This is a genomic window from Neorhizobium sp. LjRoot104 (assembly GCF_964253725.1).
Lineage (GTDB): Bacteria > Pseudomonadota > Alphaproteobacteria > Rhizobiales > Rhizobiaceae > Neorhizobium.
This window is the reverse complement of sequence record NZ_CAXURS020000001.1, coordinates 451,641-475,882: the sequence shown is the minus strand read 5'-3', so window position 1 is coordinate 475,882 and position 24,242 is coordinate 451,641. Positions and strand designations below refer to the sequence as shown.

Here is a 24,242-nt window from a genome sequence, read left to right as displayed (position 1 = left end):
CGCATAGCATGACCACCCGTGATCTCGTTCTGGCCGCCCTTTTCGCCGCCATTATCGTGGCGCTCGGTCTCGTGCCGCCGATCATGCTCGGCTTCATCCCGGTGCCGATCACGGCCCAGTCGCTGGGCGTCATGCTGGCAGGCGTCATTCTTGGCGCCAAGCGTGGCGGTTTCGCGGTGCTTCTGGTCCTGCTGCTCGTCGCAATCGGCCTGCCGGTGCTGTCCGGCGGACGCGGCGGCCTTGCCACCTTCGCCTCGCCGACCGCCGGTTATCTCGTCGGCTGGTTCTTTGCGGCCGTCGTCACCGGTTATTGTTCCGAGCGTTTCGTCGATCGGTCGCAGACCGGGATCGTGCAGATCACCGGCTTTTTCCTCGCGGCCCTGCTTGGCGGCGTGGTCATCGATCATGCGCTCGGGATCATCTACCTCGCCTATGTCACGGGCACCGGGCTTTCGAAAGCCTTCATCGGCGACCTCTCCTTCGTTCCGGGCGATGTGCTGAAGGCGATGATCGCGGCACTTGCAGGGCGCGCCGTGATGGTCGGTTATCCGCTGCTGCCGCACCGGGCCTGACTGACCGCCTCAATCAATCCAGGAACTGGTAGAGCCAGTCGCGCAGGTCTTCGGGAAGCGGCACCGGCTCCATGCTTTCGGGGTCGCAGGTCATCCAGACGATCTCGGCTTCCGCGACGGCCTCGTTGCCCCGCAGCATATGCACCAGGAAGCCGGCGGACTTTCCGCCGATCTTGCTGACGCCGATATGCGTGTGCACGACGTCCCCAAGTCTCAAGGCCGAATGGAACGTGCAGGTGATCTTGCCGATCCTGAAGAACGGATCGTCCTTTTGCGGCTTGCGGCGACGCCAGAATTCCGTGACGGCTTCTTCCGCCCGCACGACATAGGACGACCGGAACATCTCGCCGTTCATGTCGACATCGCGGAAAGGAACCCGGAATTCCTGAGACTTGACTTGCTCTTTGGCCACGGTACCCTCTGGGTTGCACCCATTCATGTAAGACCATTCTTTCAAGCTAAACAAGTGCAAGAGCAAGGGGTTGCGGCTTGAAAAAGTCAGCTTTCTGCGCCATGTCGGAAAGGTCCAGACCGGACTGACCCTCACGAGGCCGCCGCATGACCACGCGCCTTTACGAACACAAGATCTTCCTCGAACACAGCACGCCCGAGGGACATCCCGAACGGGCGGACCGGCTGCGGTCGCTGGCGATCGCGCTGGAGCATCCGAATTTCGCCAGGCTCGACCGCAAGGACGCTCCCCAGGCGAACGAGGACGCGGTCCTGCTCGCCCATCCGGAAGAGCACCTGCGCGCCGTGATGCGCGAAATCCCCGAGGAGGATACGATCCGCCAGATCGAGGCCGACACCTATGTGGGACCGAAGAGCTTTCAGGCGGCGCTGACCGGCATCGGCGGCGCAATGGCGGCCATCGACGACGTGGCGACCGGCAAGGTGGACAATGCCTTCGTGGCGGCAAGACCGCCCGGTCATCACGCCGAAAAAGACAAGGCGATGGGCTTCTGCCTGTTCAACAATGCCGCGATCGCTGCGCGCCATGCACAGCGAAAATACGGAATGGAGCGCATCGCGATCGTCGATTGGGACGTGCATCACGGCAACGGCACGCAAGACATCTTCTGGGACGATCCGTCGGTGCTGTTCTGCTCGACGCACCAGATGCCGCTTTATCCCGGCACCGGCGCAAAGGACGAGACGGGCACGAAGAACAATGTCGTCAACGCGCCGCTTTCGCCCGACACCGGCAGCGAATATTTTCGCGAAGCCTTCAAATCCCGCGTGCTTCCGGCGCTCGACAATTTCCGGCCGGACTTCATCATCATCTCCGCCGGCTTCGACGCGCATCATCGCGATCCGCTGGCGCAGATCAATCTCGTGGGCGACGATTTCGACTGGGCGACCGGCCGCCTGATGGAGATCGCCGGCAAATATGCCGGCAATCGTATCGTCAGCCTGCTCGAGGGCGGATATGATCTCGAAGGGCTCGCCGAATCGGCGGGGATGCACATCTGCAGACTGATGAAGGGATAGATGATGACCGACACCACCGAGAGCCTCGATGTGAGCGGCTATTCCTTCGAAAAGGCCGTCGCCGAACTGGAAAGCATCGTGGCCCGGCTGGAACGCGGCGACGTGGCGCTCGACGAATCCATCGCCATCTACGAACGCGGCGAAGCGCTGAAGAAACACTGCGAAAAACTGCTGACGGTCGCTGAAAACCGCATCGAAAAGATCCGCCTCGACCGCGCCGGCAAGCCGCAGAGTGTCGAACCGCTCGACGGCGAGTGAGCGCTCCCGACTAAAACCAAAGTCTTACGACCTTCGCACCGAATGCGTCATAAACCGATTGACGCACCGGGACCGCCTCCCCATGATAGCCGCCATCTAAGTGGTTACTTTGGGAGGAGACCATTATGAACTTCGGCGTGAAGTCCAGCAAAATCAATCTCATGTTCGCGGCGACGCTTGCCGTCTCGACGGCATTTTCCGCCGCCGGCGCGAAAGCGGCGGAATTCATCAACGTGCTGACGGGCGGCACGTCCGGCGTGTATTATCCGCTCGGCGTCGCGCTTGCGGAAATCTACGGACAGGGGATCAAGGACGCCCGCACCCAGGTGCAGGCCACAAAGGCTTCCGTCGAAAACCTCAACCTGCTGCAAGCGGGGCGTGGCGAGATCGCCTTTTCGCTCGGCGATTCGGTCCAGGAAGCCTGGAAGGGCAACAAGGAAGCGGGCTTTCCCGCCAAGCTCGACAAGCTGCGCGGCATCGCCGCCATCTATCCGAATTATATCCAGGTGGTCGCGAGCGCTGAATCGGGCGTGAAGACGCTGGCCGACCTCAAGGGCAAGAGCCTCTCGGTCGGAGCGCCGGCTTCCGGCACGGAACTCAATGCCCGCGCCATCTTCACCGCCGCCGGCATGTCCTACAAGGATCTCGGCAAGACCGAATACCTGCCATTCGCCGAGTCCGTAGAGCTGATCAAGAACCGCCAGCTCGACGCGACGCTGCAATCGGCGGGCCTCGGTGTCGCCTCGATCCGCGACCTTGCGACCTCGCTGAAGATCAACGTCGTGGCGATCCCGGCCGCCGAAGTGGCCAAGATCGGGGCGCCTTATGTCGCGGTAAAAATCCCCGCCGGCACCTATGAGGGTCAGACCGCCGACGTCGAGACCGCTGCCGTGGGCAATTTCCTGATCACCCATTCAGGCGTCTCGGACGAAACCGTCTACCAGATGACCAAGCTGCTGTTCTCCAACCTGCCGAAGCTTTCCGCAGCCCATGCCGCCGCAAAGGCGATCGACGTGAAGAAGGCGCTGGAGGGCATGCCCGTGCCACTGCATCCGGGCGCCGAGCGGTATTACAAGGAAGTCGGGTTGGTGAAGTAAAGGGAGCGATTGCCCCTCATCCGCCCTGCCGGGCACCTTCTCCCCGTCAGAACGGGGAGAAGGACATATGCCGCACCGTCTTCCCCTCTCTCGGCCGCGCTCGGGGCACGTCCCCTCTACCCGCAAGCGGGTAGAGGTTTAGGGTGAGGGGCAAGCGATCTCCGGAGCAAACATGTCCGAATCCACAATGCACCATCCGACAGCACCGCGGAGCGCCGAAGAGCCGATCGAGGGCCTGCCGGCTGGTTTCGGCGAAGGCTTTACCGGGCGTATCGCCTTCTGGATCGCCTTCGCCTTTACCCTCTTCCAGATCTGGACGGCGGCCTACGGCACGCTTGCGAGCCAGATCGTCCGCGCCATGCATGTGGGCTTCCTGCTGCTGCTCGGCTTCGTGCTGATCGGCAATCTCGTCGCCCGGACGAAGGCCGGCAAGATGTGGTTCTGGGCGCTCGGCATCCTCGGCTTCCTGACCGGGGTCTACAACTGGGTCTTCTATCAGGACCTGATCGTCAGAAGCGGGTTCCTGACGACACCGGACCTCATCGTCGGAGCCGTGCTGATGGTGCTCGTCTTCGAAGCGGCGCGGCGGCTGATGGGCCTGCCGCTGACGATCATCGCCGCCATCTTCCTCGCCTACTGCTTCTTCGGGCAATATGCCCCCGGGCCGTTCATCCATCGCGGTTATGATTTCGAGCAGATCATCGAGAATTTCGCCTACGGGACCGAAGGCATCTACGGCACGCCGATCTATGTCTCGGCCGCCTACATCTTCATCTTCGTGGTCTTCGCGGCCTTTCTCGAAAAAGCCGGGATGCTGAACCTCTTCAACGATTTCGCGCTCGGCCTCGTCGGCACCTGGCGCGGCGGGCCGGCGCAGGTCTGCGTGATGTCCTCGGCGCTGATGGGCACGATTTCCGGCTCGGGCGTCGCCAATGTCGTGGCCTCGGGCCAGTTCACCATTCCGCTGATGAAACGCTTCGGCTTCCGATCGGCCTTTGCCGGCGGGGTCGAGGCGACCTCGTCGATGGGCGGGCAGATCATGCCGCCCGTCATGGGCGCCGTCGCCTTCATCATGGCCGAAACGCTCAACGTCTCCTATGCGGAAATCGTCAAGGCCGCGATCGTCCCGGCCGTCCTCTATTTCGGCGCCTGTTTCTGGATGGTCTTTCTCGAAGCCGGCAAGGCCGGCCTCAAGGGCATGAACAAGGCCGACCTGCCGAACCCCTGGGCCGCCGTCAGGGAGCACTGGCCGCTGATCCTGCCGCTTGCCGCCCTCGTCTACCTGCTATTTGCCGGCTATACGCCGATCTTCGCCGGAACGATGGGCCTGGCCCTGGTCATCGTGCTGATCCTCGGCATGCCGCTTGCCGCAAGCATCGGCCCGCTTGCCTTCCGCCTCGTCTTCTGGGTCGTACTCGGCATCGCCGCCGCCTCGTTCCTGCGCTACGGGGTGAACTTCCTGGCGATCGTCATCATCGCCCTGATCGCCGGATGCTTCTTCGTCAAAGGGGGGCGCGAGACGCTGGCGATCTGCCGCGACGCGATGGCGGAGGGCGCAAAGAACGCGCTGCCGGTCGGCATCGCCTGCGCCATCGTCGGCATCGTCATCGGCACGCTGACGCTGACCGGCATCGCCTCGACCTTCGTCGGCGCAATCATCCGTGTCGGCGAGCACAACCTGTTCCTGTCGCTGGTGCTGACCATGATCACCTGCCTGATCCTCGGCATGGGCATCCCGACGATCCCGAACTATATCATCACCTCGTCGCTTGCCGGGCCGGCGCTGCTGGAACTCGGCGTGCCGCTGATCGTCAGCCACATGTTCGTCTTCTATTTCGGCATCATGGCGGACCTGACCCCGCCGGTAGCGCTCGCCGCCTTCGCGGCCGCGCCGATGGCCAAGACATCCGGGCTGAAGATCGGCGTGGAGGCTACCAAGCTCGCGACCGCCGGCTTCGTCGTGCCGTTCATGGCCGTCTATACGCCGGCGCTGATGCTGCAGGATCCGGGCGCGGTCGCCGCCGCGTGGGGTTATCCGGTCGAAGTCGCCTACGTCTTCCTGAAAGCCTGCTTCGGCATCGCGCTCTGGGGCACGGCGGTGGTCGGTTTCCTTTTTGCCCGCATGATGGCCTGGGAGCGGCTGCTCGCCGTGATCGCCGGCGCGAGCCTTGTAATGGCGCTTCCCTGGACCGACGAACTCGGCTGGGTCCTCGGCATCGTCGTCGTCGCACAGCACTGGTGGCGCAACCGCAATGCGCCGGGCGCACCGGCGCTGACATGAGCGCCGGGCGATGAGCCTCTGCATCCTGGCGGGCGGCAAGGTGAGCGCGCTCGCTCTCTCGATGTTCACGCTCTCCTGGACCCATTCGGTGCAGAAGACGGAATGGCGCGAGACCTGGGCGGTGACGCCGGCCGGGCTGGAGCTTCGGCAGGCGGAGGTGAAGGGCTCCGGCGCCGGCATGGAGCCGGGGGCGGATGCCGTTCTGAAGGACGGCTGGTGGGTTTGGCGCCCGACGCTGCCGCCACAGAAGCGCATTCTGCTGGCGGCTTCGGGCATGACGCCGGACGGCTGGCGGCTATGTCATGATGGCGGGTGCGTGGAACTTGGAGCGACGGCGGGGGATGAGACCGTTCTGAGCAGGTGTCCCTAAATGTGCCTAAAACGAAATGACCGTGCGGATTTCGTCGTACCCGGCATGCAGGCCGGTTTCGTCCTGCTCCACCAGGCCGGCTCGTCCCAGGATTTCGACATCCTCATGAACCCGCCGGTAATCCCGGCCAAGCGATCGCGCTAGGGCAGCCACGCTTGCCTGGGGGTTCTTGTGCAGATAACGCAGCAGCTCCAGCCGCTTACCCGTCATGGTGCTGGAAAAGGCATCCCAAGTGACGAAGGTCAGGTGATCTTCCGAAACCGCCTCGCCCTTTTCGGCGCGATGCCACGCATCGGAAACCCTCTTCGCAACCTTGTCGAAGGATCCGCCGATATGCAGGTCTATGTCCTTGCTCATATCTTCTCTCCTCGTAGCGCCTCGACATCCTGCCTAAAATCGGACAGCAGTTGCTCGATCGAAACAAACTGGTAGCCCTCTTCCCGGTCACCGTAGTGGCGGTGATTACCCTTGCCGCGTTCGTTGTCGTAACCGACCAATCGTTCGCCGGGACGGCCGTAGAACAGCGAGTATTTCAGGAAATGCCGCGATGGCGGCACCTCGCTCGGCACACGCCATACCTTGATCTCCAAGATCGCTCCGTCGCCGAAGACAATGCGTTCCCGGATGACGAGTTCGGCTTTCATAAGAAGATTATGGCATCCGATGCCATAGATGGTCAATCTCCGTCGCTCTCGACCAAATCCGGGTAGTTCGCTATATTCGCCGCCATGGACAAGGATCTGGTGATTGCCAAGCTGAGGGAGCATGAGGACGAGCTGCGCGCCGCGGGTGCGGAGCATGTGTCGATCTTCGGCTCCGTGGCCAGGGGCGAAGCGACGGAGGAGTCCGATCTCGATATTCTTGTCAGGCTGACCGACCCCGTGATCAGATCCGGTCTCGGATATTTCAGTGCTCTCGCGATCCTGCAGGAGCGTATCACTGAAATTACGGGCCACGAAAATGTTGATGTGATCGCCGAACCGATTCAAAAGGAGAACGTGCGGCGCTCCATAGAACGGGACCGCGCCATTGCCTTCTAAACGTCCTCTAACGCGGATGCGCGATATCGTCGAGAATGGTGCTGCAATCCTTGAGTATACTCAGGGCATGGATTTTCAGGCATATACGGAAATCGACTGGTTCGCGACGCCGTCGAGCGGTGTTTTTCACGGGTTTCCGAAGCAGCCGTCAAACTCAGTTCATTGGCCGAGGAACTGTTCCCCGCGCACGACTGGCTCGCCATTCGAAATCTCGGCAACGTTCTGCGCCATGACTACAAAGGCGTTCTGGACCAGGTGATTTGGACGACCATTGTCGACCGCCTCCCTCCCCTTCTCATTGAACTCGAAACATTCCTGGCGCAGTATCCGGACGATCAGGAAACACTGTAGCGAGTCCCCTCATGTCCTTCTTCCCCGGAACCGACCCGGCCGCGGGCGACGCCTTTGCCTGCGACGCGATCGAGAACCTGATCATCCCGCGCACCAGCGATATCGGCGGATTTTCCGTGCGGCGCGCCTTGCCCAGCCGGCAACGGCGGCTGGTGGGGCCGTTCATCTTCTTCGACCGGATGGGACCGGCGCTCCTGCGTGCCGACGAGGCGCTGGACGTCAAGCCGCATCCGCATATCGGACTTTCCACCGTCACCTATCTGTTCGACGGGGAGATCAAGCACCGCGACAGCCTCGGCACCGAACTGGTGATCAGTCCGGGAGACATCAACCTGATGACCGCCGGCCGCGGCATCGTGCATTCGGAGCGCACGCCGGAAAACCTGCGCGGCCATCCGATGTCGGTCTCCGGCCTGCAGACCTGGCTGGCGCTGCCGGACGACAAGGAGGAGATCGACCCGACCTTTTCGCATACGGGCAAGGAAAACATGCCGGTCATCGATGCGGAGGGGGCGAGCGGCCGGGTGGTGATCGGTTCTTTCGAAGGCCTCGGCTCGCCGGTCTCGACCTTCACCGATACGCTCTATGTCGATCTGCGGCTCGAGGCGGGCAAACGCTTCCCGTTTGCCGCGGCGCATGAGGAACGGGCGATCTACATTCTGTCCGGCGAACTGGTGGTTTCGGGCGACCGGTTCGCGGCCGACCAGCTTCTCGTCTTCCGGCCTGGCGACAATATCACGCTCGAAGCCGGCGCGATGGGCTGTCACCTGATGCTGTTCGGCGGGGCGGCGCTGAACTCCAAGCGCTATATCTGGTGGAACTTCGTTTCCTCCTCCAAGGAGCGTATCGAAAAGGCAAAAGATGAGTGGCGCACCGGCCGTTTCGACATCGTGCCGGGGGACGAGGAGGAGTTTGTCCCCTTGCCCACGGCCTGAAATCGGTTAGAACCGGAGGTCATGCAACTTGAAAAAGCCTGCTTTCTTCTCATGTTGGGGAGGAACACGCTTCCGGAAAAGAGCAGAAAAGGCCACCATTCGTGACATCAATCCCCGCCACGCCATTGCTCGACAAGGTCAAGCTTCCTGCCGATCTTCGCCAGATCGAAGACCGCGACATGCCGCAGCTTGCTCGAGAATTGCGCGACGAGATGATCGATGCGGTGTCGCGCACCGGCGGCCATCTGGGTGCCGGCCTTGGCGTCGTGGAACTGACGATCGCCATCCACAAGGTCTTCAATACGCCGGATGACCGGCTGATCTTCGATGTCGGCCACCAGTGTTATCCGCACAAGATCCTGACCGGCCGGCGCGACCGCATTCGAACGCTGCGCCAGGAAGACGGGCTTTCCGGCTTCACCCGCCGGGCCGAAAGCGAATACGATCCATTCGGCGCCGCACACTCCTCGACCTCGATCTCCGCCGGCCTCGGCATGGCGGTCGCGGCCGACCTTTCCGGCTCGAAGCGCAACGTGATCGCCGTCATCGGCGACGGCGCGATGTCGGCCGGCATGGCCTATGAGGCGCTCAACAATGCCGGCGCGCTCGATGCGCGGCTGATCGTCATCCTCAACGACAACGACATGTCGATCGCCCCGCCGACCGGCGCGATGAGCGCCTATCTGGCGCGCCTCGCCTCCGGCCGCACCTATATGGGTTTTCGCGATCTCGGCAAGAAGCTGACCGCCTATCTCGGCAAGAATGTCGACCGGGCGATCACCCGCGCCGTCGAGCATGCGCGCGGTTACGTTACCGGCGGCACGATGTTCGAGGAAATGGGTTTTTACCATATCGGACCGATCGACGGTCATTCCTTCGACCATCTCCTGCCGGTGCTGCGCAATGTGCGCGACAATGCCCGCGGTCCGGTGCTGATCCATGTGGTGACGCAGAAGGGCAAGGGTTATGCGCCCGCGGAAGCCGCCGCCGACAAATATCACGGCGTCAACAAGTTCGACGTCATCACCGGCGCGCAGGCGAAATCGAAGCCGAACGCGCCGAGCTATACGAGCGTCTTCGGCGAAGCGCTGGTGCAAGAAGCGACACTCGACGAGAAGATCGTCGGCGTCACCGCCGCGATGCCGAACGGCACGGGCATCGACAAGCTGGCAGATATCTTCCCGGCCCGGACTTTCGATGTCGGCATTGCCGAGCAGCATGCGGTGACGTTTGCGGCTGGCCTTGCGGCGGAAGGCTACAAGCCGTTCTGCGCGCTTTATTCGACCTTCCTGCAGCGCGGTTACGACCAGGTCGTCCATGACGTGGCGATCCAGGGACTGCCGGTCCGCTTTCCGATCGATCGGGCCGGTTTCGTCGGCGCCGACGGGCCGACCCATGCGGGGTCGTTCGACACGACTTTCCTCGCCACCCTGCCGGGCATGGTGGTGATGGCTGCCGCCGACGAAGCGGAGTTGAAGCACATGGTGCGCACCGCCGCCGCCTATGACGAAGGCCCGATCTCCTTCCGTTATCCGCGCGGCGAAGGCGTCGGCGTCGAACTGCCGGAACGCGGCCAGATCCTCGAAATCGGCAAGGGCCGGGTGGTCAAGCAGGGCGCCAAGGTGGCTTTGCTCTCCTTCGGCACGCGCCTCAAGGAATGTCTGCTTGCCGCGGAAGACCTCGATGCCGCCGGGCTTTCGACGACGGTCGCGGATGCCCGCTTCGCCAAGCCGCTGGACCAGGACCTGATCCGCCAGCTCGCCCGCCATCACGAGGTGCTCATCACCATCGAGGAAGGTGCGGTCGGCGGCTTCGGCAGCCACGTTCTGCAGTTCCTGGCGACCGAGGGCCTGCTCGACAACGGGCTGAAGATCCGCTCGCTGGTGCTGCCGGACATCTGGATGCAGCAGGCAAGCCCGGATGCAATGCATGCCAAGGCCGGTCTCGACCGCGCCGGCATCGTTTCGACCGTCTTCAGGACGCTCGGCCAGCCGCAGATCGGCGTCGGTTTCGCCGGCTGAGGCCGAAGGCCGGGGTCTCCCGGACTAGAAGCCGAGTCGGCTCAAGGGCCCGATGATCTTGCGATAGAGCATCGGCGGCGTGAACTCACGCAGCACGTCGCGGCGGATTTCGGCATAGTCCTTCTTGTCCGCCGAATTCGGGCGCGGCTTGAAGAGCGTCGAATGTGACTTGCGGGAATCGTCCCAGGTCGCCGTGTAATAATAGAGGGCGATCGAGTCCCTCGTCTTGTCTTCCGGATGGTTCACGACGCTGGGGTTGCCATGGAAGGAGTCCGACGTGGTCGAGAACGTGACCATGCGGTTGAACAAGGGGGTGAAACTGTGCACCTTGCCCTTCATCTCCTTGTCCCAGATTTCAAATGAGCCGCCCCACTCTTCCCGCCAGCCCTTGTTGAGATAGATCAGCGTGTTGAGCCGGCGCTCGACCTTCATCTTGGAATGAAGGTTGAAATCCGCGTGGATATCGAGATGCCCGCCGTTGGCGGTCTCATGGACGCCCGCGCCGAAAAAGAACGGGTCGGGGATCAATCCTTCGATACCGGTCATTTCTTCCAGGAACAGGATGAAGGGGCGCGAATTCAGCGCGTAGAACAGGTTCTTGGTGTAGGTGGGAAGCCGCTCCGGAGCATAGGAAACCTTCTTGTTCTCCTGCGCCCTCGCAAAAGTCGTCTCCTTTTCCGGACGGTTCCGGAGATCGGTCAGGACGTTTTCCAGAACCTGCTCGGGCAGGAAATTGTCGATGCAGATATGCGGATAAGGCGCTGCCGATTGATAAGCCTCGGCGTAATTCCTGGCCATCGAGCGAGCGGCATCAACATCTGCCAGAAGAGTATCCGCCTCAATCGGATATACTAACTGCGCCATTGCACTTCCCCAACCTATACTTCGGTCAGATTGTCATATTTTGGGGATGGCGCAAGTATGACAAAAGCCCATTCTTCGAAAGCCTTAGCCTCCGGAGAAATTCGAAATCAAGCTTTTCATTTTTAAACCCAACTTAAAATCAATAGATTCAAGTATGGGTGCATTGCAACACGGTATTCCTTTTCCAAAATGACGCCCCGAATCTGTATCTTCCTACGCCGAATGAAGTAATGGTTCCGATCGAGGGCCGGTCGTTACCTCCGCTCGCCCTCGATCACCATGTCGAACTGCACGACGTTGGAATAGATCGGCGTGCCGACGTCCATGGCGTAACGGGAGCGGTAGATCTTGCCGCTGACGTTGAAGCCTATCTTTCGGCCGTTCCAGGAGGTCAGCTTCACGTCGAAGATTTCGGGCGAGCTGCGCCCTTTGGCGGTCAGCGTGCCGGTGATGCGGGCACTGTCCGGACCGGTCTGTTCGATCCTTTCCGAACGGAACGCGATCGTCTCGAAATGCGCGGAATCAAAGACCGCGCCCGAGCGCAGGAAGGTATCGATACGATCCTGGCCGGTGCTGACACTTTCGGGCTCGAGGTCGAAATTCACCATGGAATGCGCGAGATCGCCGGCTTTCAGGTTGAACGTGCCCGAAAACTTGCCGAACGTGCCCTTGATGCCGCCTCCGCCGACCTGGTCGACCGCAAAGGCGATGCGGGAGCCGGGGGTGATGGCATAACGCCCGGCCGCCTCCGTGAGACTGGGGACGTCGACTGCCGAAAAGCCGGCCTGCGGAAGCGATATGGCGAGCAGCATTGCTGCGATGACTGTTGTCTTGCGGGTCATGGTCCCGGCTCCTCGATCGACGTTTTGACGGTGCGGTGCCGGCTGCCGAGCATGCGGGTGAGCACGTCGTCGTGCCTGGCATAGTGGTGGTAGAGCGCCGCGGCGGAATGCAGGAAGACGAGTGCCAGCGTCGAATAGGCGAGCACCGCATGCACGGTCGTCCACCAGGCCTCGGAGGCTTCCGACTTCGGCACCGGAAGGTGCGGAACGACGACGAGGTTGAACGCGAAGGTGGGAATTTCGAGCGGCGAGACGGAGGCGATCATCCAGCCGGCCACCGGCACCACCACAGCCAAGGTCAGCAGCAGAGAGTGCATCGCATGGGCCAAGCGACGCTCCAAGGCACCCAGACCTTCCACGGGCTTCACGCGCACGGCGGTCAGCGAATGGATCAGCCTCAGTGCGGCCAGCAGCAGTGCCAGCATGCCGAAGGACTTGTGCCACTGGAAGAGCGCGAACTGCAGGGCGGGATCGATGGATTGCCGGGTCATGACAAAGCCGAGGACCAGCAGGCCGAGGATCAACGTCGCGATCAGCCAGTGCAGAACGATCGCGATGGGGTCATAACCATCTGCAAGGCGACGCGGCATGGGATGTTTCCGGAACTCTTCACGACAAGCGGAAACATCGTGCTTTTCGACCCGGCCGACAAGCACCGGCGCGATCACGTTTCATTCAATATTCCTGAATTCGGATTTGAGCCGCTGTTACCGATCGGCGGCTGTCAGGAAGAGGATATTCAGGTCCTTTTCCGGATAGAAATCATCGGCAACCATCTCGAAGGTCGTGGATCCGACCTTCTTCACGCCGTTGCCGCAGAAGCTGACGTAGTCCTGCGCCCTGCCCTTGTCGATCGTCAGCTTGAACTTGCCGATCGAGCCGCCCCAGTTGGCGCCGGTGGTGAGGATGTAGGAGACCCATTGCTCGGTGTAGTTCGGGCCGCTTTTACCGGCTGCCGCTTCGAGCTTGGCGGCGGTCTTCATGAAGGCGGCGTCGATGCAGTAGCGGTCGGCGTATTCCTTGTAATTGGCCGCCGGCTTGCCCTGGTCGATGAAGGTCATGGCGACCGTGCCGCCGACGCTCGGCTTGTAGCGGTGGCTGACGCGGACGGGCTTGCCGGCCGGGAATTTTGTCTTCCACCAATAGACCGAGCGGAGCGTCCAGGCCGGCGTCAGCTCCTCCTGCCAGCCCTTGCCTGCGTCGTAACGGTTGACGAACACCAGCCCTTCGGCGATCCACGCCGCTTTCACGTCTTCTGGCAGGGCCTTGAGCGCGGCGAGCGTCCTGTCGCTATAGGGCAGAAGCGGAATGTTGCGCGCCACGAGTTCGTCGGTGCGGTCGATGCCGGCCGCCAGCACGCGCTGCTGCAGTTCCGGCTTGATCTGCCGGCTGTCCTGCACCACCGAAAAGCCGAGGAAATTGTCGCTGTCGGTATCGTCGAGCGCGATATTGCTGTCCATGCTGCCGGTGATATCCGGCATCGGGAAGGCGATGACGCTTTCGACATCCTTGTCGCTGGTGTTCTTGAAGACGTAATCGACCAGCACTTCCTCACGGGAAATGTAGAGCTGTTCCTCGGCCATCGCGACATCGGAGGTCTGGACGTAGATCAGTCCGCCCGTCTTCAGTTCCGCCATGGAATCGTTGGCGAATGCGGGGTTCGAGACAAGCAAAAGCCCGCCGATCAGCAAGGTCCACCGCATTTCCGTCCCTCCGGTTCGCTGCCGGCTTTCCGGCCGCCGGAAGATAGACGCAAATGCTGAAACAGAGAAGGCAGGCCGATGGTCTTCGGCCTGCCTTTTGGATCAATCAGAATGGGCTGATCAGAATTCCGACCATTCTTCCTTTACGGCCGCGGCGCTCGCCGCCTTGCCGGAAAAGGCGCGGGCGACGGTGGAACGCAGGGCATTCGCCGGCGACGCCACCGGACGAGCTGCCGAGGGGGCCGCAACCGGACGGGAGATCCGCGCCGCCGGTGTGCCGCCGAAGTTGAACTGCTTCAGCAGGGCATCGAGCGCCTGGGCTTCCTGGGCGAGCTTGTGGCTTGCCGCGTTCTGCTCCTCGACCATGGCGGCGTTCTGCTGCGTGCCCTGGTCCATCGCATTGACCGATGTGTTGATCTCCTGGAGACCGGTCGACTGCTCGCGGGTGGAGATGACGATGGCGGAGAGGTTCTGGTTGATCTGCTGCACTTCGCCAACGATGGCTTCCAGCGCCTGACCGGTCTCGCCGACCAGCGCCACGCCCGCATCCACCTGCTGGCTGGAGGTGGTGATCAGCGCCTTGATCTCCTTTGCCGCATTGGCGGAACGCTGGGCGAGTTCGCGGACTTCCTGCGCCACGACCGCGAATCCCTTGCCCGCCTCGCCGGCGCGAGCCGCCTCGACGCCTGCGTTGAGTGCGAGGAGGTTGGTCTGGAAGGCGATGTCGTCGATGACGCTGATAATATTGCTGATCTCGCCGGAGGACTTTGAGATCTGTTCCATAGCGGAGACCGCACGACGGACGACTTCACCGGATTTCTCGGCGCCGATGCGGGTGCGCTCGACGCGCTGGCCGACATCTTCCGCACGCCGGGCCGATTCCTTCACCGTCGTCGTCACCTGTTCGAGCGCGGCTGCGGTCTCTTCGACCGCGGCTGCCTGCTGTTCGGTGCGACGGCCGAGATCGTCGGCCGCGGAGCGAATTTCGCCCGCACCGGCGCTGATCGCCGACGCATTCTCGCCGACCGCCTGCAGAGCGGCCTGCAACCGGCCGAGGGCCTGGTTGAAGTCGGTGCGCAGCCGGTCGAGATTGCCGGAGAAAGGCTTTTCGATGCGATAGGCGACATCGCCATCGGCAAGGCTTGCAAGTCCGGTGGCAAGTGCGTCGATCGCAAACTCGATATTGGCGGCTTCGCGGGCCTTCTGGGCATCGTTCTCGAGGCGTTCGCGCTCGCTGGTGTCGCGCAGCATATCCGTATCGCGGGCCAGACGCTGCTTTTCGATCGCCGCATCCTTGAAGACCGTGACGGCCTTGGCCATGCGGCCGACTTCGTCGCCGCGTTCGAGGGCCGGAACCTGGATGTCGTGATTGCCGCCGGCAAGGCTGGTCATGGCTTCCGTCATGCCGGCGATCGGCTTGACGATGGCGCGCGACAGGGCAAGCACGAGGGCGACCGCGATGAGGCCCGCAATGGCGCCGCCGATCAGAAGCGTCAGCAACAGGTCGTTATGGGCGCCGGTCTGGGCCTTGACCATGGCGGTCGACAGATCGAAAGCCTGTTTCTTGATCTTGGCGGCAGCGTCGCGGAACACGTCGAGCTGGCCCTTGGACTGGTTGCGACCGATCTCGATGACTTCGTCGATCGGCTTGCTGGTGTTCTTGCGCGCGTCGAGCTGCGGAACGGTGAGCTGCGTGTGGAACACATCGGCTGCGGCCCGCATCGCGTCGAGCGAAGCGATCATGTCCGGCATGCCGGCGGCCGTCTTCTTGGCGGCGTCGATCGCCGTGATCATCTTCTCGCGGTTGTTGAAGACGTCCGCATAGGTGCTATCGCTCTTGAAGAGCAGGAAGCCGCGCTGATTGACCGCTTGTTCCAGCATGGCTTCGAGCGCCGTATCCACTTGCATCAGGATGGTCTGGGAGACGACCTGCTGAGCGGAAGACCGGCTCGATTTAAGCGCCTGCCAATAAACGCCGGCGGACGCCAGCAGACAAACCGACATCAACGCCGCAAAGGTGATGATCAGCTTCTTGTTCAGGGATAGGTTCTTAAGCGACATCGGTGGCTTCCGCTCTCGGTTGAAACAGCATTGGATATCTCCTCCAGCCTGGAGAGAATCCCAACATGATTAAAATTTGATTGAACGCGGCCGCGAGTTTTCATCGAGCAGGCCCCTTGCAAGCAAGGCGATAGGCAGGCATTGACTGCGATCATGTCCTCAACTCCCGAAAACCAACGCCTCGACCAGCTTCTCGTCTCGCTTAATCTCGTCGCGAGCCGGGCCCGTGCGCGCGACGCGATCGCCCGCGGCACCGTCACCGTCAACGGCCGCGTCGTCACCAAGCCGAGCCTCACCTTCCCGCTCGACGCGAAACTCACCATTGACGACCCGGCGCAGGATTACGTGTCCCGTGCGGCCCTGAAGCTCGTCGCGGCGCTCGATCACTTCAAGCTCGATCCGGCCGGCCACGACTGTCTCGATATCGGCGCCTCGACCGGCGGCTTTACCGAAGTGCTGATCATGCGCGGCGCGGAGCACGTCACCTCGATCGACGTCGGTCATGGGCAGATGCACCCGCGGCTGCTCGCCGAGCCGCGCGTCACCAATATCGAGGGCCTCAACGCCCGCTATCTGACCGCCGAGGATTATGACGACCGCGAGATCACCTTCATCGTCTCGGACGTCTCGTTCATTTCGCTGAAGCTGGCGCTGGCGCCGGCCCTCGATCTTGCCGAGCCCGGCGCACTCTGCGTGCTGCTGGTCAAGCCGCAATTCGAGGCAGGCCGCGAGGCGATCAGCAAGGCGGGGCTTCTGAAGGAGCCGGAGACGGCGCCGCAGGTGGCAGCCGAACTCGAACGCTGGCTGGTCGAAGAGATGGGCTGGGTGAGCCTCGGGCTCATCCCTTCCCCGATAGCCGGCGGCGACGGCAACCAGGAATATCTCCTCGCAGGCCGCAAGCCCGGTGAACCCTCATGAGCACGGTCACCGTCACGATCAATCGGCTCGGCGCCCAGGGGCACGGTATCGCCAACGGCGAAGACGGCCCCGTCTATGTGCCCTATGCGCTGCCCGGCGAAACGCTGGCGATCGCCCGGAACGGCGATCACGGCACGGTCATGTCGACCTCCAATCCCTCGCCTGACCGGGTCACGCCGCCCTGTCGTCACTTCGGCCCGGACAGCGACGCCTGCGGCGGCTGTTCGCTGCAGCATCTGGCGGACGCGCCCTACCACGCCTTCAAGCGCAACCTCGTGGTCGAAGCACTGAAATCCAAGGGCCTGACGCCCGAGGTCGGGGAGCTGGTGATCGCGCATCCCGGCGAGCGCCGTCGGGTGGTGTTTTCGGCGCGCAGGACCGAGAAGGAATTCCTGCTCGGCTTCAACCGCGCCGAGACCAACCATATCGTCTCGATCGTCGAATGTCCGATCGCCTCGCCGGGCATCGTAACCCGGCTGGAGGCGATCCGCGCGGTAGGCAAGGCGCTGGCGACCGGCTCGGAGACGTTCCGGATCTCGGTTCTCGAGACCTTCGCCGGCCTCGATCTTGCAGCGGAAGGGCTGAAGCCGCTCGACGACAAGCAGCGCCGCACGGTAACCGAGACCGTGCTGGCGCTGAAAAGCATCGCGCGGGTTTCTGCCAACGGCGAGATCGTCATCGAATTGCAGAAGCCGCTGGTGGATTTCGGCGGCGTCAAGGTCTCCCCGCCCCCCGGCGCCTTTACCCAGGCGACGAAACCGGCGGAAGACGCGATGGCCGAACTGGTGCTCTCGCATGTCGGCAAGGCCAAGCGCGTCATCGACCTGTTTGCCGGTTCCGGCACGTTTTCGCTGCGGCTCGCCCGCATCGCCAAGGTGCATGCGGTCGAAGGCGACGAGAAATCGGTCAGAGCGCTCGATCATGCAGCCCGCAACACGCAGGGGCTGAAGCCCGTGTCGGTGGAGAAGCGCGACCTCTTCCGCCGGCCGATGATGGTGTCGGAACTGAAAAACTATGACGCCGTCGTCTTCGATCCGCCGCGCGCCGGTGCCGAGGTCCAGATGAAGGAACTTGTCCGGTCAGGCGTGAAGACGGTCGTGGCGGTCAGCTGCAACCCGCTGACGCTCGCCCGCGACCTCAGAATTCTTGTCGATGGCGGATACGAGATCAAGGCCGTCACGCCGATCGACCAGTTTCTCTGGTCCCCGCATGTGGAGGCGGTGGCGCTGCTGCAAAAATAGGGCGCCTCGCACAGGCCTCACAATCCTTGATTGCGACCGATTGGTTTGCATCCAGGGGTTAAGGTGCCATCTTTCGATGCAACCATCAGCCACGAATACTCAGCGGCGATGGTCTTCGAAGGAGGGCAATCATGACAGAATTCGCAATGCATGGACACGGCGTCCGAGGCATGCACTGGGAGACGCTTCAGTCTCTGACCGGGCATGGGGATCCAGGCAAATTCGGGCGGATGTTTCCGAAACTGGATCCGCTCAATATCGACGACGATATCCTGATCGAGCTCGCCCGCGCGATGAAGGAGCCGGGGGATCCGGGGAAGAATCCCGATCCCGCGGGAGACAACAGGAACATTCCGGCAGGCTTTACCTATTTCGGCCAGTTCGTCGATCACGACATCACGCTCGACACGACGCCGCTCGACCAGCAGAAGGCCGATCCCCTGGCAACCAAGAATTTCAGAAGCCCGGCACTCGATCTCGATTCACTCTACGGGGACGGCCCGGGCATCCATCCCTATCTTTACCAGCGCGATCCGGTGAGCTTCAGGATCACACCGAAGCTGCTGGTCGGGCATGCGGCGGAATCCGGTGACAATTCGCCGGCCAATCCCACCGGGAAAATCCCGTCGCTGCCCAACGACCTGCCGCGCAACCAGGTCGGCCATGCCTTGATCTTCGACGAACGCAACGATGAAAACCTGCTCGTCGCGCAGACCCACCTGCTGATGATCAAGTTCCACAATGCCGTCGTCGACTGGGTCAAGGCGAAACAGCCCGATCTCGATGGAACGGCGCTTTTCAAGGAGGCCCGCCGCGTCGTCACCTGGCACTATCAGTGGATCGTGTTGTTCGACTTCGTCGAAAGGCTGACCGAGCCGGGGCTGGTCCGCAAGATCAAGAATGCCGGCCGGCGTTATTACCGGTTCGTCGAGACGCCCTACATGCCCGCCGAATTTGCGGCGGCCGCCTACCGTCTCGGCCATTCGATGGTGCGCGAGACATACAGCCACAATCACGTCTTCCATCCCGGCCCCGGCGCGATTGCCAATGGTACGCTTCCGCTGCTCTTCTTCTTCACCGGCAAGTCGGGCAAGATCGTCGGCGAACTGGATCCGGACCCTAAGGACTTTCCGCTCAATCCGCAGGTCGCTCTTCCGTCCAACTGGGCGATCGACTGGCGGCGGTTCTTCGATATCGAGGGAACCGGCAATCCCGATTTTGCCTTCAACTTCTCGCGGCGGCTGGACCCGTTCATCACGCCTTCGCTTCATACACTTCCCGGCCTTCGGGAGGATCCCACCGAGACCGAGAAGCGCGAAGCCAATCTCGCCTTCCGCAACCTGAGGCGCGGGGTGCAGATCGGCCTGCCATCCGGCCAGGATGTCTGTCGGGCCATCGGTCTGACGCCGATGACGCCGGAGCAGATCGCCAGGGGCGAGGACGGCAAAGTTGCGGAGCGGCACGGTCTGCACATCAAGACGCCGCTCTGGTACTACGTGCTGAAGGAGGCGCAGCACCACCACCAGGGCGAACGCCTCGGGCCGATGGGATCGACCATCGTCGCGGAGACGTTTCTCGGCCTCGTGCACGGAGACCACGAGTCGTTCCTGTGGCTGCGCTCCAATTGGACACCGGAGCTACCTGGAGCCACGGCCGGCCACTTCACCATGGCCGACCTGATCCGCTTCGTGGGTGATATCAACCCGATCGGCTGAACAGCGGACAACGGCTCGGCGGAGGACCGCCGGCCGTTCACCGATCCAGATCGAGCGTGCCGCTGCCGACGACGCCCGAGCAGCGGCAACGGCCTCCGACCCGACCCGGTTCTGCGTTGCAGACAAAGGGGCGACGGCGGTCCATGCTCGGCGGCGGGGAGACGACGCAGACGTAACGTTGCGGGCGGGGGCGATCTCTATCGCGGTCACGGTCACGGTCGCGATCCCTGTCCCTATCACGATCGTCGTCGCGGCGGATGATGACGCCGTTCGGGCCGATAGTCACGGAAGGGCTCTGGGCGAGCTGCAGCGGCTGGCTCCGTGAGAATGGCAGCATCTCGGCCTGCGCCGGCGCTATTCCCAGAAGCAATACGAGCAGGCACGACCAGAAACGATGCGACATTCTTTCCTCCCAGGTTATGGAGGCAATCTAGCGCCGAAGCTGCGTCAAAAGAAGACGGGAGCAGCGTTTCCCATGGGACACCGTTAACGTCGCATGAAGGCCTCGAAGGCGGCTCGCGCCTCCGCGCTTTTGAGCTGGGCGGAGAAATGCACCAGTTCCTCATCCATGCGGGCGAGCACCGCGTCGCGCGGCCCGCGCACCAGATCGCGGGCGATCTTCAGGGCCTGCGGGGGCTTCTTCGCGAGGCCGACGGCAAGTGCCAGCGCTTCGGCTTCGACCGCGTCCGGCTCGACGATCTTCCAGATCAGACCGGCATCGAGCGCGGCACCGGCCGAAAAACCCTCGCCCGCCACCAGCATGGCAAAGGCGCGCTGATGACCGATGACCTTCGGCGCCAGCAGGCTGGAGGCGGCTTCCGGCACCAGCGCCAGATCGACGAACGGCGTCTTGAACAGGCTGCGGGCGGAAGCGACCGTGAGATCGCAATGCATGTTCAGAGTGGTGCCGATGCCGATCGCCAGGCCATCGACGCCGGATACAAGCGGTTTTTCGGCAAGCGCCAGCGCCTTGATGAAGACGGCGGCGGCGGGCGCCTCCTTGGAGCCCGACATGGCATAGGCCAGGAAATCGCCCATGTCGTTGCCGGCGGAAAAGCAGCCCTCGGTGCCGAGGAAGGCGACGGCGCGCACCGCGTCATCGCGGTTGGCCTCTTCGAGCGCCGCGGTCATGCGGTGGTACATGGCCGAAGTGATGGCGTTCTTCTTTTCCGGCCGGTTGAAGCGGATCACCATGACGCCGGGGTGGGCTTCGGGACGCTCGACGAGGATATGGTTGTCGCTCACAGATCTCTCCTTCAGGCCAGGATCGCGCGGGCGGCTTCAAGGCTCGCTGCGCCTGAAATGACGCGGTCCTTCAGGGCCGAGGTTTCGGCGAGCAGGTTCTCGGCCATGAAGCGGCAGAGCGCGACCCGCTTTTCGGGACCGCCATTATCGGCAGCGACAAGCGCGCCCTTGGCGAGGTAGCAGCCGGTCAGCACCAGGCCGAAAAGACGCTGATAGGGCGTCGCGCCGGCGAGCGCATCGGCCGTCCTGCCGGCAGCCTGGGTGTCGAGGAGCCAGTTGGTGGCGGTTTCAAGTGCTGCGATGGCGGCCCTCAGACGGTCGCCGGTTTCGCCGAATGCCGTATTGTTCGAGGCCGTGACCTTGTCGGCGATCTCCTTCAGCTCGCCGATGAAGCCGCGCACCTGGTCGCCGGAGGAGAGCGGCAGCTTGCGGGTCACGAGGTCGATCGCCTGGATGCCGTTGGTGCCCTCGTAGATCGGCGCGATGCGGGCGTCGCGCAAGTAACGGGCAGCACCCGTCTCCTCGATGAAGCCCATGCCGCCATGCACCTGGATGCCGAGCGACGCGACGTCGACGCCGGCGTCGGTCGCGAAGGATTTGGCGACGGGGGTCAGAAGCGCTGCCCGTTCGGTCCAGTGGCGGGCCTCGTCGCCTTCGGTATGGTGCGACATGTCGATCGCGTGGGCGCAGGCGTAGCAGATGGCGCGGGCGCCTTGCGTCAGCGCCTTCATGGTGATCAGCGTGCGGGCGATATCCGGATGCTCGATGATCGGACTCATGCCGGAGCCCGACCAGCCGGGCGCCTTGCCCTGGGTGCGCTCGCTCGCATAGGCAATCGCCTTCTGGGTGGCGGCCTCGGCGATCGCCACGCCCTGCATGCCGACCGCAAGCCGGGCGTTGTTCATCATCGTGAACATGCAGGCGAGGCCCTTGTTCTCCTCGCCGATCAGCCAGCCGACGGCGCCCATGTCCTCCTCGTTTCCGGGAGAATATTTGCCGTCGCCATAGATCATCGTGCAGGTCGGCGAGCCGTGGATGCCGAGCTTGTGTTCAATCGAATGGCAGAAGACGTCGTTGCGTGCTTCCAGCGAACCGTCATCACCCACCAGGAATTTGGGCACCAGGAACAGCGAGATGCCGCGGGTGCCGGCGGGCGCATCGGGAAGCCGCGCCAGCACCAGATGGATGATATTGTCGGCCGCGTCGTGCTCGCCCCAGGTGATGAAGATCTTCTGGCCGAAAATGCGGTAGGTGCCGTCGCCGCTGCGCTCGGCGCGGGTCTTCAATACACCAAGGTCGGAGCCGGCATGCGGCTCCGTCAGGTTCATGGTTCCGGTCCATTCGCCGGAGACCATCTTTGCGAGGTACTTTTCCTTGAGCGCATCGCTGCCATGGGCGACCAGCGCCTCGATGGCGCCCATAGTGAGGGTCGGGGCCAGCGCAAAGGCCATGGAGGCGGAATTCCACATTTCGAGCGCTGCGACGTTCAGCATATGCGGCAGGTTCTGGCCGCCGAACGCTTCCGGCGCGGTCAGTCCGTTCCAGCCGCCTTCCCGCCAGTGCCGGTAGAGTTCAGGCCAGCCGTCAGGCGTCTTCACCTTGCCGTCCGTGAGACGGGCGCCCTGGGTGTCGCCGATCTCGCCGAGCGGCGCCATCTCGTTGCCGGCGAAACGTCCCGCCTCCTCGAGGATCGCCTCGACCAGATCGGCGCTCAGATCCCCGAACCTGCCGATCTCCAGGGCGTCCGCAAGACCGGCCACGTGGTTCAGGGTGAAGGCGATCTCCTCGACCGGTGCCTTGTACATGATGCTCCTCCTCCTCACGGGTTGCAGCCGCGACCGCGCTAGTCTAGCCGATTCTGTGCGGCCGGCATTCCTCCTATGCTTTTTACGTAAACGTAAACGGGATTGTCAACGTTCGTCGGTAGAGGGCGAACGGACGATACCTTCCGTCTCCGGCATTCGGCTAACCGGCAAGCACCGCATCCAGCCATGCCAAAGGGGCCGGATCGTTTCGGTCGGCGGCGGCGGCGACTTCGGATTGCTTGCGGTATTCGTCTTCTGGCAGCATATGAATTTCCAGCCGAGTTGAGCCACTGTCTGGCGCTGCAAGATGACGAGCCTAAGCTACTTTTTCTGCTTTGGAGAATCTTGTTGAAACGAGCGTTACAGAAGGGGTCTATGGAGTGATGCCTATGCTTCCGGATTCCTCGCCCATGTCGCTCATGAACCCCGCTGTCCCAGGCCTCGTCTGGGCCTATCGCTTTCATCCGGGATCGGCGCCCTGCACCCGGTTGCCCCTCGATGCGGCACGCAGCGATCTTGAGCCCGGAGACGGGTTCCTGTGGCTGCATCTCAATCTCGCCGACAGCCGGGTCAACGCCTTCCTGGAAAATTTCCCGGGCCTCACTCCACCGGCGATCGCAGCACTCATCACCCACGACACCCACGCTGCCGTGACGCTGGACGAGCAGCTCGTCTACGGCACGCTTGTCGATTTCCAGCGGGAATTCGACAGCGAGACACGCAATATCGGCTGGCTGCATTTCTTCGTCTCGGACAGGCTGATCATCACCACCCGGCTGCAGCCTCTGCGTTCGGTCGACCGGGTGCGGGCTGCGATCGAAAAGAACGCCTCGCGTTACAAGAAGCCGATCGACGTGTTCGAGACGCTGGTCGCCGAATTCCAGCGCACGCTGATCGCCCTGGTGATGGAACTGACCGAAGAGATGAACATCATCGAGGATTTCGTCTACGACAACACCCCACGCGACGAACGGCGCCGTCTCGCGCCGATCAGACGGACGGTGGTCAGGCTGCACCGGCATCTGAGAACCGTGCTGACGCTGCTCAGGCGCGCCGCGGCGACCGACGACGACGAGATGCCGCCCGGTTTCGACGACGCCGCCGCGCGGCTGATCGGAAGGCTGGAGGCGGCGGACCACGACGTCTACGCGCTACAGGAACGCGCCCGGCTGCTGCACGAGGAAATCGACTCGAAGCTCTCCTCCGAAACCAACCGGCACCTCTACATCCTGTCGCTAATGACCGCCTTCCTGCTGCCGCCGACCTTGGTCACCGGCTTTTTCGGGATGAACACCTCGTCGCTGCCTTTCGAAGGGGGTTCCGGCGGGACGGCCTATGCCTTCGGCCTGATCGGCGTTTCGGTGCTGGCCGCCTGGTGGCTGTTGAAGCGCACCGGAATTCTCTGACCGCTGAACAAATGAAAACCCGCCCG

25 protein-coding genes are annotated in these 24,242 nt (G+C 62.8%); 14 read left to right on the top strand and 11 right to left on the bottom strand.

All coding sequences use genetic code 11. The annotated features are described in order from the left end of the window. The first annotated feature begins 8 nt into the window (after positions 1 to 8). A complete protein-coding gene (locus ACSQ8R_RS02280; RefSeq protein ID WP_436251890.1) occupies positions 9 to 572 on the top strand; it encodes a biotin transporter BioY in 564 nt (187 codons plus the stop codon). 13 nt (positions 573 to 585) lie between these two features. Here ACSQ8R_RS02280 and ACSQ8R_RS02275 read toward each other — a convergent pair whose 3' ends face one another. Beyond that, complete coding sequence (locus ACSQ8R_RS02275; protein ID WP_436251889.1) at positions 586 to 984, bottom strand: acyl-CoA thioesterase; 399 nt, start codon at positions 982 to 984, stop codon at positions 586 to 588. A 146-nt stretch (positions 985 to 1,130) separates the two neighbouring features. On the opposite strand from ACSQ8R_RS02275, the gene ACSQ8R_RS02270 reads away from it, so the two are divergent. The 5 genes from ACSQ8R_RS02270 (at position 1,131) to ACSQ8R_RS02250 (ending at position 6,069) form a co-directional block, all read left to right on the top strand. Next, positions 1,131 to 2,063, top strand: a complete 933-nt coding sequence (locus ACSQ8R_RS02270; protein WP_436251888.1) for a histone deacetylase family protein — start codon at positions 1,131 to 1,133, stop codon at positions 2,061 to 2,063. 3 nt (positions 2,064 to 2,066) lie between these two features. Further along, the gene (locus ACSQ8R_RS02265) at positions 2,067 to 2,321 is read left to right on the top strand and encodes an exodeoxyribonuclease VII small subunit (protein ID WP_436255352.1); all 255 of its coding nucleotides are present in this window, start codon (positions 2,067 to 2,069) and stop codon (positions 2,319 to 2,321) included. 161 nt (positions 2,322 to 2,482) lie between these two features. Further along, positions 2,483 to 3,418 carry a TAXI family TRAP transporter solute-binding subunit gene (locus tag ACSQ8R_RS02260; RefSeq protein WP_436255351.1) on the top strand — a complete coding sequence of 312 codons (936 nt, stop codon included), beginning with the start codon at positions 2,483 to 2,485 and terminating at the stop codon, positions 3,416 to 3,418. Positions 3,419 to 3,590: 172 nt separating this feature from the next. Further along, positions 3,591 to 5,699 (top strand): TRAP transporter permease, encoded by a 2,109-nt coding sequence (locus ACSQ8R_RS02255; protein WP_436251887.1) that lies wholly within the window; start codon positions 3,591 to 3,593, stop codon positions 5,697 to 5,699. Positions 5,700 to 5,709: 10 nt separating this feature from the next. Beyond that, positions 5,710 to 6,069, top strand: coding sequence for a DUF1850 domain-containing protein (locus ACSQ8R_RS02250; RefSeq protein WP_436251886.1), 360 nt, complete (start codon positions 5,710 to 5,712; stop codon positions 6,067 to 6,069). A 6-nt stretch (positions 6,070 to 6,075) separates the two neighbouring features. Here the strand turns inward: ACSQ8R_RS02250 and ACSQ8R_RS02245 are convergent, their stop codons facing one another. After that, the gene (locus tag ACSQ8R_RS02245; RefSeq protein ID WP_436251885.1) at positions 6,076 to 6,426 is read right to left on the bottom strand and encodes an HVO_A0114 family putative DNA-binding protein; all 351 of its coding nucleotides are present in this window, start codon (positions 6,424 to 6,426) and stop codon (positions 6,076 to 6,078) included. Beyond that, a complete protein-coding gene (locus ACSQ8R_RS02240; RefSeq protein WP_436251884.1) occupies positions 6,423 to 6,749 on the bottom strand; it encodes a toxin-antitoxin system TumE family protein in 327 nt (108 codons plus the stop codon). The genes ACSQ8R_RS02245 and ACSQ8R_RS02240 overlap by 4 nt, the downstream gene beginning before the upstream one ends. Positions 6,750 to 6,797: 48 nt before the next feature. On the opposite strand from ACSQ8R_RS02240, the gene ACSQ8R_RS02235 reads away from it, so the two are divergent. From ACSQ8R_RS02235 to dxs, 4 genes are all read left to right on the top strand, one after another. After that, the gene (locus tag ACSQ8R_RS02235; protein ID WP_436251883.1) at positions 6,798 to 7,109 is read left to right on the top strand and encodes a nucleotidyltransferase family protein; all 312 of its coding nucleotides are present in this window, start codon (positions 6,798 to 6,800) and stop codon (positions 7,107 to 7,109) included. Between the two features lie 81 nt (positions 7,110 to 7,190). Then, on the top strand, positions 7,191 to 7,460 hold the full coding sequence (locus ACSQ8R_RS02230) for a HepT-like ribonuclease domain-containing protein (RefSeq protein ID WP_436255350.1): 270 nt from the start codon (positions 7,191 to 7,193) through the stop codon (positions 7,458 to 7,460). 11 nt (positions 7,461 to 7,471) lie between these two features. Further along, positions 7,472 to 8,395, top strand: coding sequence for a pirin family protein (locus ACSQ8R_RS02225; RefSeq protein ID WP_436251882.1), 924 nt, complete (start codon positions 7,472 to 7,474; stop codon positions 8,393 to 8,395). A 101-nt stretch (positions 8,396 to 8,496) separates the two neighbouring features. Continuing rightward, positions 8,497 to 10,416, top strand: coding sequence for a 1-deoxy-D-xylulose-5-phosphate synthase (gene dxs / locus ACSQ8R_RS02220; protein WP_436251881.1), 1,920 nt, complete (start codon positions 8,497 to 8,499; stop codon positions 10,414 to 10,416). A gap of 24 nt (positions 10,417 to 10,440) precedes the next feature. Here the strand turns inward: dxs and ACSQ8R_RS02215 are convergent, their stop codons facing one another. From ACSQ8R_RS02215 to ACSQ8R_RS02195, 5 genes are all read right to left on the bottom strand, one after another. Next, positions 10,441 to 11,280, bottom strand: coding sequence for a 2OG-Fe(II) oxygenase (locus ACSQ8R_RS02215; RefSeq protein WP_436251880.1), 840 nt, complete (start codon positions 11,278 to 11,280; stop codon positions 10,441 to 10,443). A 254-nt stretch (positions 11,281 to 11,534) separates the two neighbouring features. Beyond that, the gene (locus ACSQ8R_RS02210) at positions 11,535 to 12,122 is read right to left on the bottom strand and encodes a YceI family protein (protein ID WP_436251879.1); all 588 of its coding nucleotides are present in this window, start codon (positions 12,120 to 12,122) and stop codon (positions 11,535 to 11,537) included. After that, positions 12,119 to 12,712 carry a cytochrome b gene (locus tag ACSQ8R_RS02205; RefSeq protein ID WP_436251878.1) on the bottom strand — a complete coding sequence of 198 codons (594 nt, stop codon included), beginning with the start codon at positions 12,710 to 12,712 and terminating at the stop codon, positions 12,119 to 12,121. Before ACSQ8R_RS02205 ends, ACSQ8R_RS02210 begins: the two co-directional genes overlap by 4 nt. Before the next feature lie 117 nt (positions 12,713 to 12,829). Further along, the gene (locus ACSQ8R_RS02200) at positions 12,830 to 13,825 is read right to left on the bottom strand and encodes a DUF4424 domain-containing protein (protein ID WP_436251877.1); all 996 of its coding nucleotides are present in this window, start codon (positions 13,823 to 13,825) and stop codon (positions 12,830 to 12,832) included. 120 nt (positions 13,826 to 13,945) lie between these two features. Next, entirely contained in the window at positions 13,946 to 15,886 is a 1,941-nt protein-coding gene (locus ACSQ8R_RS02195) for a methyl-accepting chemotaxis protein (RefSeq protein WP_436251876.1), read from the bottom strand. Positions 15,887 to 16,039: 153 nt separating this feature from the next. On the opposite strand from ACSQ8R_RS02195, the gene ACSQ8R_RS02190 reads away from it, so the two are divergent. From ACSQ8R_RS02190 to ACSQ8R_RS02180, 3 genes are all read left to right on the top strand, one after another. Next, positions 16,040 to 16,804, top strand: a complete 765-nt coding sequence (locus ACSQ8R_RS02190) for a TlyA family RNA methyltransferase (protein WP_436251875.1) — start codon at positions 16,040 to 16,042, stop codon at positions 16,802 to 16,804. Next, a complete protein-coding gene (locus ACSQ8R_RS02185; RefSeq protein WP_436251874.1) occupies positions 16,801 to 18,045 on the top strand; it encodes a class I SAM-dependent RNA methyltransferase in 1,245 nt (414 codons plus the stop codon). The genes ACSQ8R_RS02190 and ACSQ8R_RS02185 overlap by 4 nt, the downstream gene beginning before the upstream one ends. A 131-nt stretch (positions 18,046 to 18,176) precedes the next feature. Further along, positions 18,177 to 19,760: a peroxidase family protein gene (locus ACSQ8R_RS02180; protein ID WP_436251873.1), complete on the top strand. Its 1,584-nt coding sequence runs from the start codon at positions 18,177 to 18,179 to the stop codon at positions 19,758 to 19,760. Positions 19,761 to 19,797: 37 nt separating this feature from the next. Here ACSQ8R_RS02180 and ACSQ8R_RS02175 read toward each other — a convergent pair whose 3' ends face one another. The 3 genes from ACSQ8R_RS02175 to ACSQ8R_RS02165 form a co-directional block, all read right to left on the bottom strand. Beyond that, complete coding sequence (locus ACSQ8R_RS02175; protein ID WP_436251872.1) at positions 19,798 to 20,163, bottom strand: hypothetical protein; 366 nt, start codon at positions 20,161 to 20,163, stop codon at positions 19,798 to 19,800. An 83-nt stretch (positions 20,164 to 20,246) separates the two neighbouring features. Next, positions 20,247 to 21,005 carry a crotonase/enoyl-CoA hydratase family protein gene (locus tag ACSQ8R_RS02170; RefSeq protein WP_436251871.1) on the bottom strand — a complete coding sequence of 253 codons (759 nt, stop codon included), beginning with the start codon at positions 21,003 to 21,005 and terminating at the stop codon, positions 20,247 to 20,249. Between the two features lie 11 nt (positions 21,006 to 21,016). Further along, a complete protein-coding gene (locus ACSQ8R_RS02165; protein WP_436251870.1) occupies positions 21,017 to 22,810 on the bottom strand; it encodes an acyl-CoA dehydrogenase in 1,794 nt (597 codons plus the stop codon). Between the two features lie 410 nt (positions 22,811 to 23,220). Between ACSQ8R_RS02165 and ACSQ8R_RS02160 the strand changes: the two genes are divergently transcribed. Then, positions 23,221 to 24,216, top strand: a complete 996-nt coding sequence (locus ACSQ8R_RS02160) for a transporter (RefSeq protein ID WP_436251869.1) — start codon at positions 23,221 to 23,223, stop codon at positions 24,214 to 24,216. Positions 24,217 to 24,242 lie beyond the last annotated feature (26 nt).

What these genes read in the sequence shown, in the direction of transcription:
- ACSQ8R_RS02260 (WP_436255351.1), top strand. Translation starts at nt 2,483, where the DNA reads ATGTTCGCGGCGACGCTTGCCGTCTCGACGGCATTTTCCGCCGCCGGC.
- ACSQ8R_RS02225 (WP_436251882.1), top strand. Translation starts at nt 7,472, where the DNA reads ATGTCCTTCTTCCCCGGAACCGACCCGGCCGCGGGCGACGCCTTTGCC.
- ACSQ8R_RS02255 (WP_436251887.1), top strand. Translation starts at nt 3,591, where the DNA reads ATGTCCGAATCCACAATGCACCATCCGACAGCACCGCGGAGCGCCGAA.
- ACSQ8R_RS02235 (WP_436251883.1), top strand. Translation starts at nt 6,798, where the DNA reads ATGGACAAGGATCTGGTGATTGCCAAGCTGAGGGAGCATGAGGACGAG.
- ACSQ8R_RS02265 (WP_436255352.1), top strand. Translation starts at nt 2,067, where the DNA reads ATGACCGACACCACCGAGAGCCTCGATGTGAGCGGCTATTCCTTCGAA.
- ACSQ8R_RS02195 (WP_436251876.1), bottom strand. Translation starts at nt 15,886, where the DNA reads ATGTCGCTTAAGAACCTATCCCTGAACAAGAAGCTGATCATCACCTTT.
- ACSQ8R_RS02280 (WP_436251890.1), top strand. Translation starts at nt 9, where the DNA reads ATGACCACCCGTGATCTCGTTCTGGCCGCCCTTTTCGCCGCCATTATC.
- ACSQ8R_RS02190 (WP_436251875.1), top strand. Translation starts at nt 16,040, where the DNA reads ATGTCCTCAACTCCCGAAAACCAACGCCTCGACCAGCTTCTCGTCTCG.
- ACSQ8R_RS02185 (WP_436251874.1), top strand. Translation starts at nt 16,801, where the DNA reads ATGAGCACGGTCACCGTCACGATCAATCGGCTCGGCGCCCAGGGGCAC.
- ACSQ8R_RS02245 (WP_436251885.1), bottom strand. Translation starts at nt 6,426, where the DNA reads ATGAGCAAGGACATAGACCTGCATATCGGCGGATCCTTCGACAAGGTT.
- ACSQ8R_RS02250 (WP_436251886.1), top strand. Translation starts at nt 5,710, where the DNA reads ATGAGCCTCTGCATCCTGGCGGGCGGCAAGGTGAGCGCGCTCGCTCTC.
- ACSQ8R_RS02200 (WP_436251877.1), bottom strand. Translation starts at nt 13,825, where the DNA reads ATGCGGTGGACCTTGCTGATCGGCGGGCTTTTGCTTGTCTCGAACCCC.
- ACSQ8R_RS02165 (WP_436251870.1), bottom strand. Translation starts at nt 22,810, where the DNA reads ATGTACAAGGCACCGGTCGAGGAGATCGCCTTCACCCTGAACCACGTG.
- ACSQ8R_RS02160 (WP_436251869.1), top strand. Translation starts at nt 23,221, where the DNA reads ATGTCGCTCATGAACCCCGCTGTCCCAGGCCTCGTCTGGGCCTATCGC.
- ACSQ8R_RS02180 (WP_436251873.1), top strand. Translation starts at nt 18,177, where the DNA reads ATGACAGAATTCGCAATGCATGGACACGGCGTCCGAGGCATGCACTGG.
- ACSQ8R_RS02205 (WP_436251878.1), bottom strand. Translation starts at nt 12,712, where the DNA reads ATGCCGCGTCGCCTTGCAGATGGTTATGACCCCATCGCGATCGTTCTG.
- ACSQ8R_RS02270 (WP_436251888.1), top strand. Translation starts at nt 1,131, where the DNA reads ATGACCACGCGCCTTTACGAACACAAGATCTTCCTCGAACACAGCACG.
- ACSQ8R_RS02215 (WP_436251880.1), bottom strand. Translation starts at nt 11,280, where the DNA reads ATGGCGCAGTTAGTATATCCGATTGAGGCGGATACTCTTCTGGCAGAT.
- ACSQ8R_RS02210 (WP_436251879.1), bottom strand. Translation starts at nt 12,122, where the DNA reads ATGACCCGCAAGACAACAGTCATCGCAGCAATGCTGCTCGCCATATCG.
- ACSQ8R_RS02175 (WP_436251872.1), bottom strand. Translation starts at nt 20,163, where the DNA reads ATGTCGCATCGTTTCTGGTCGTGCCTGCTCGTATTGCTTCTGGGAATA.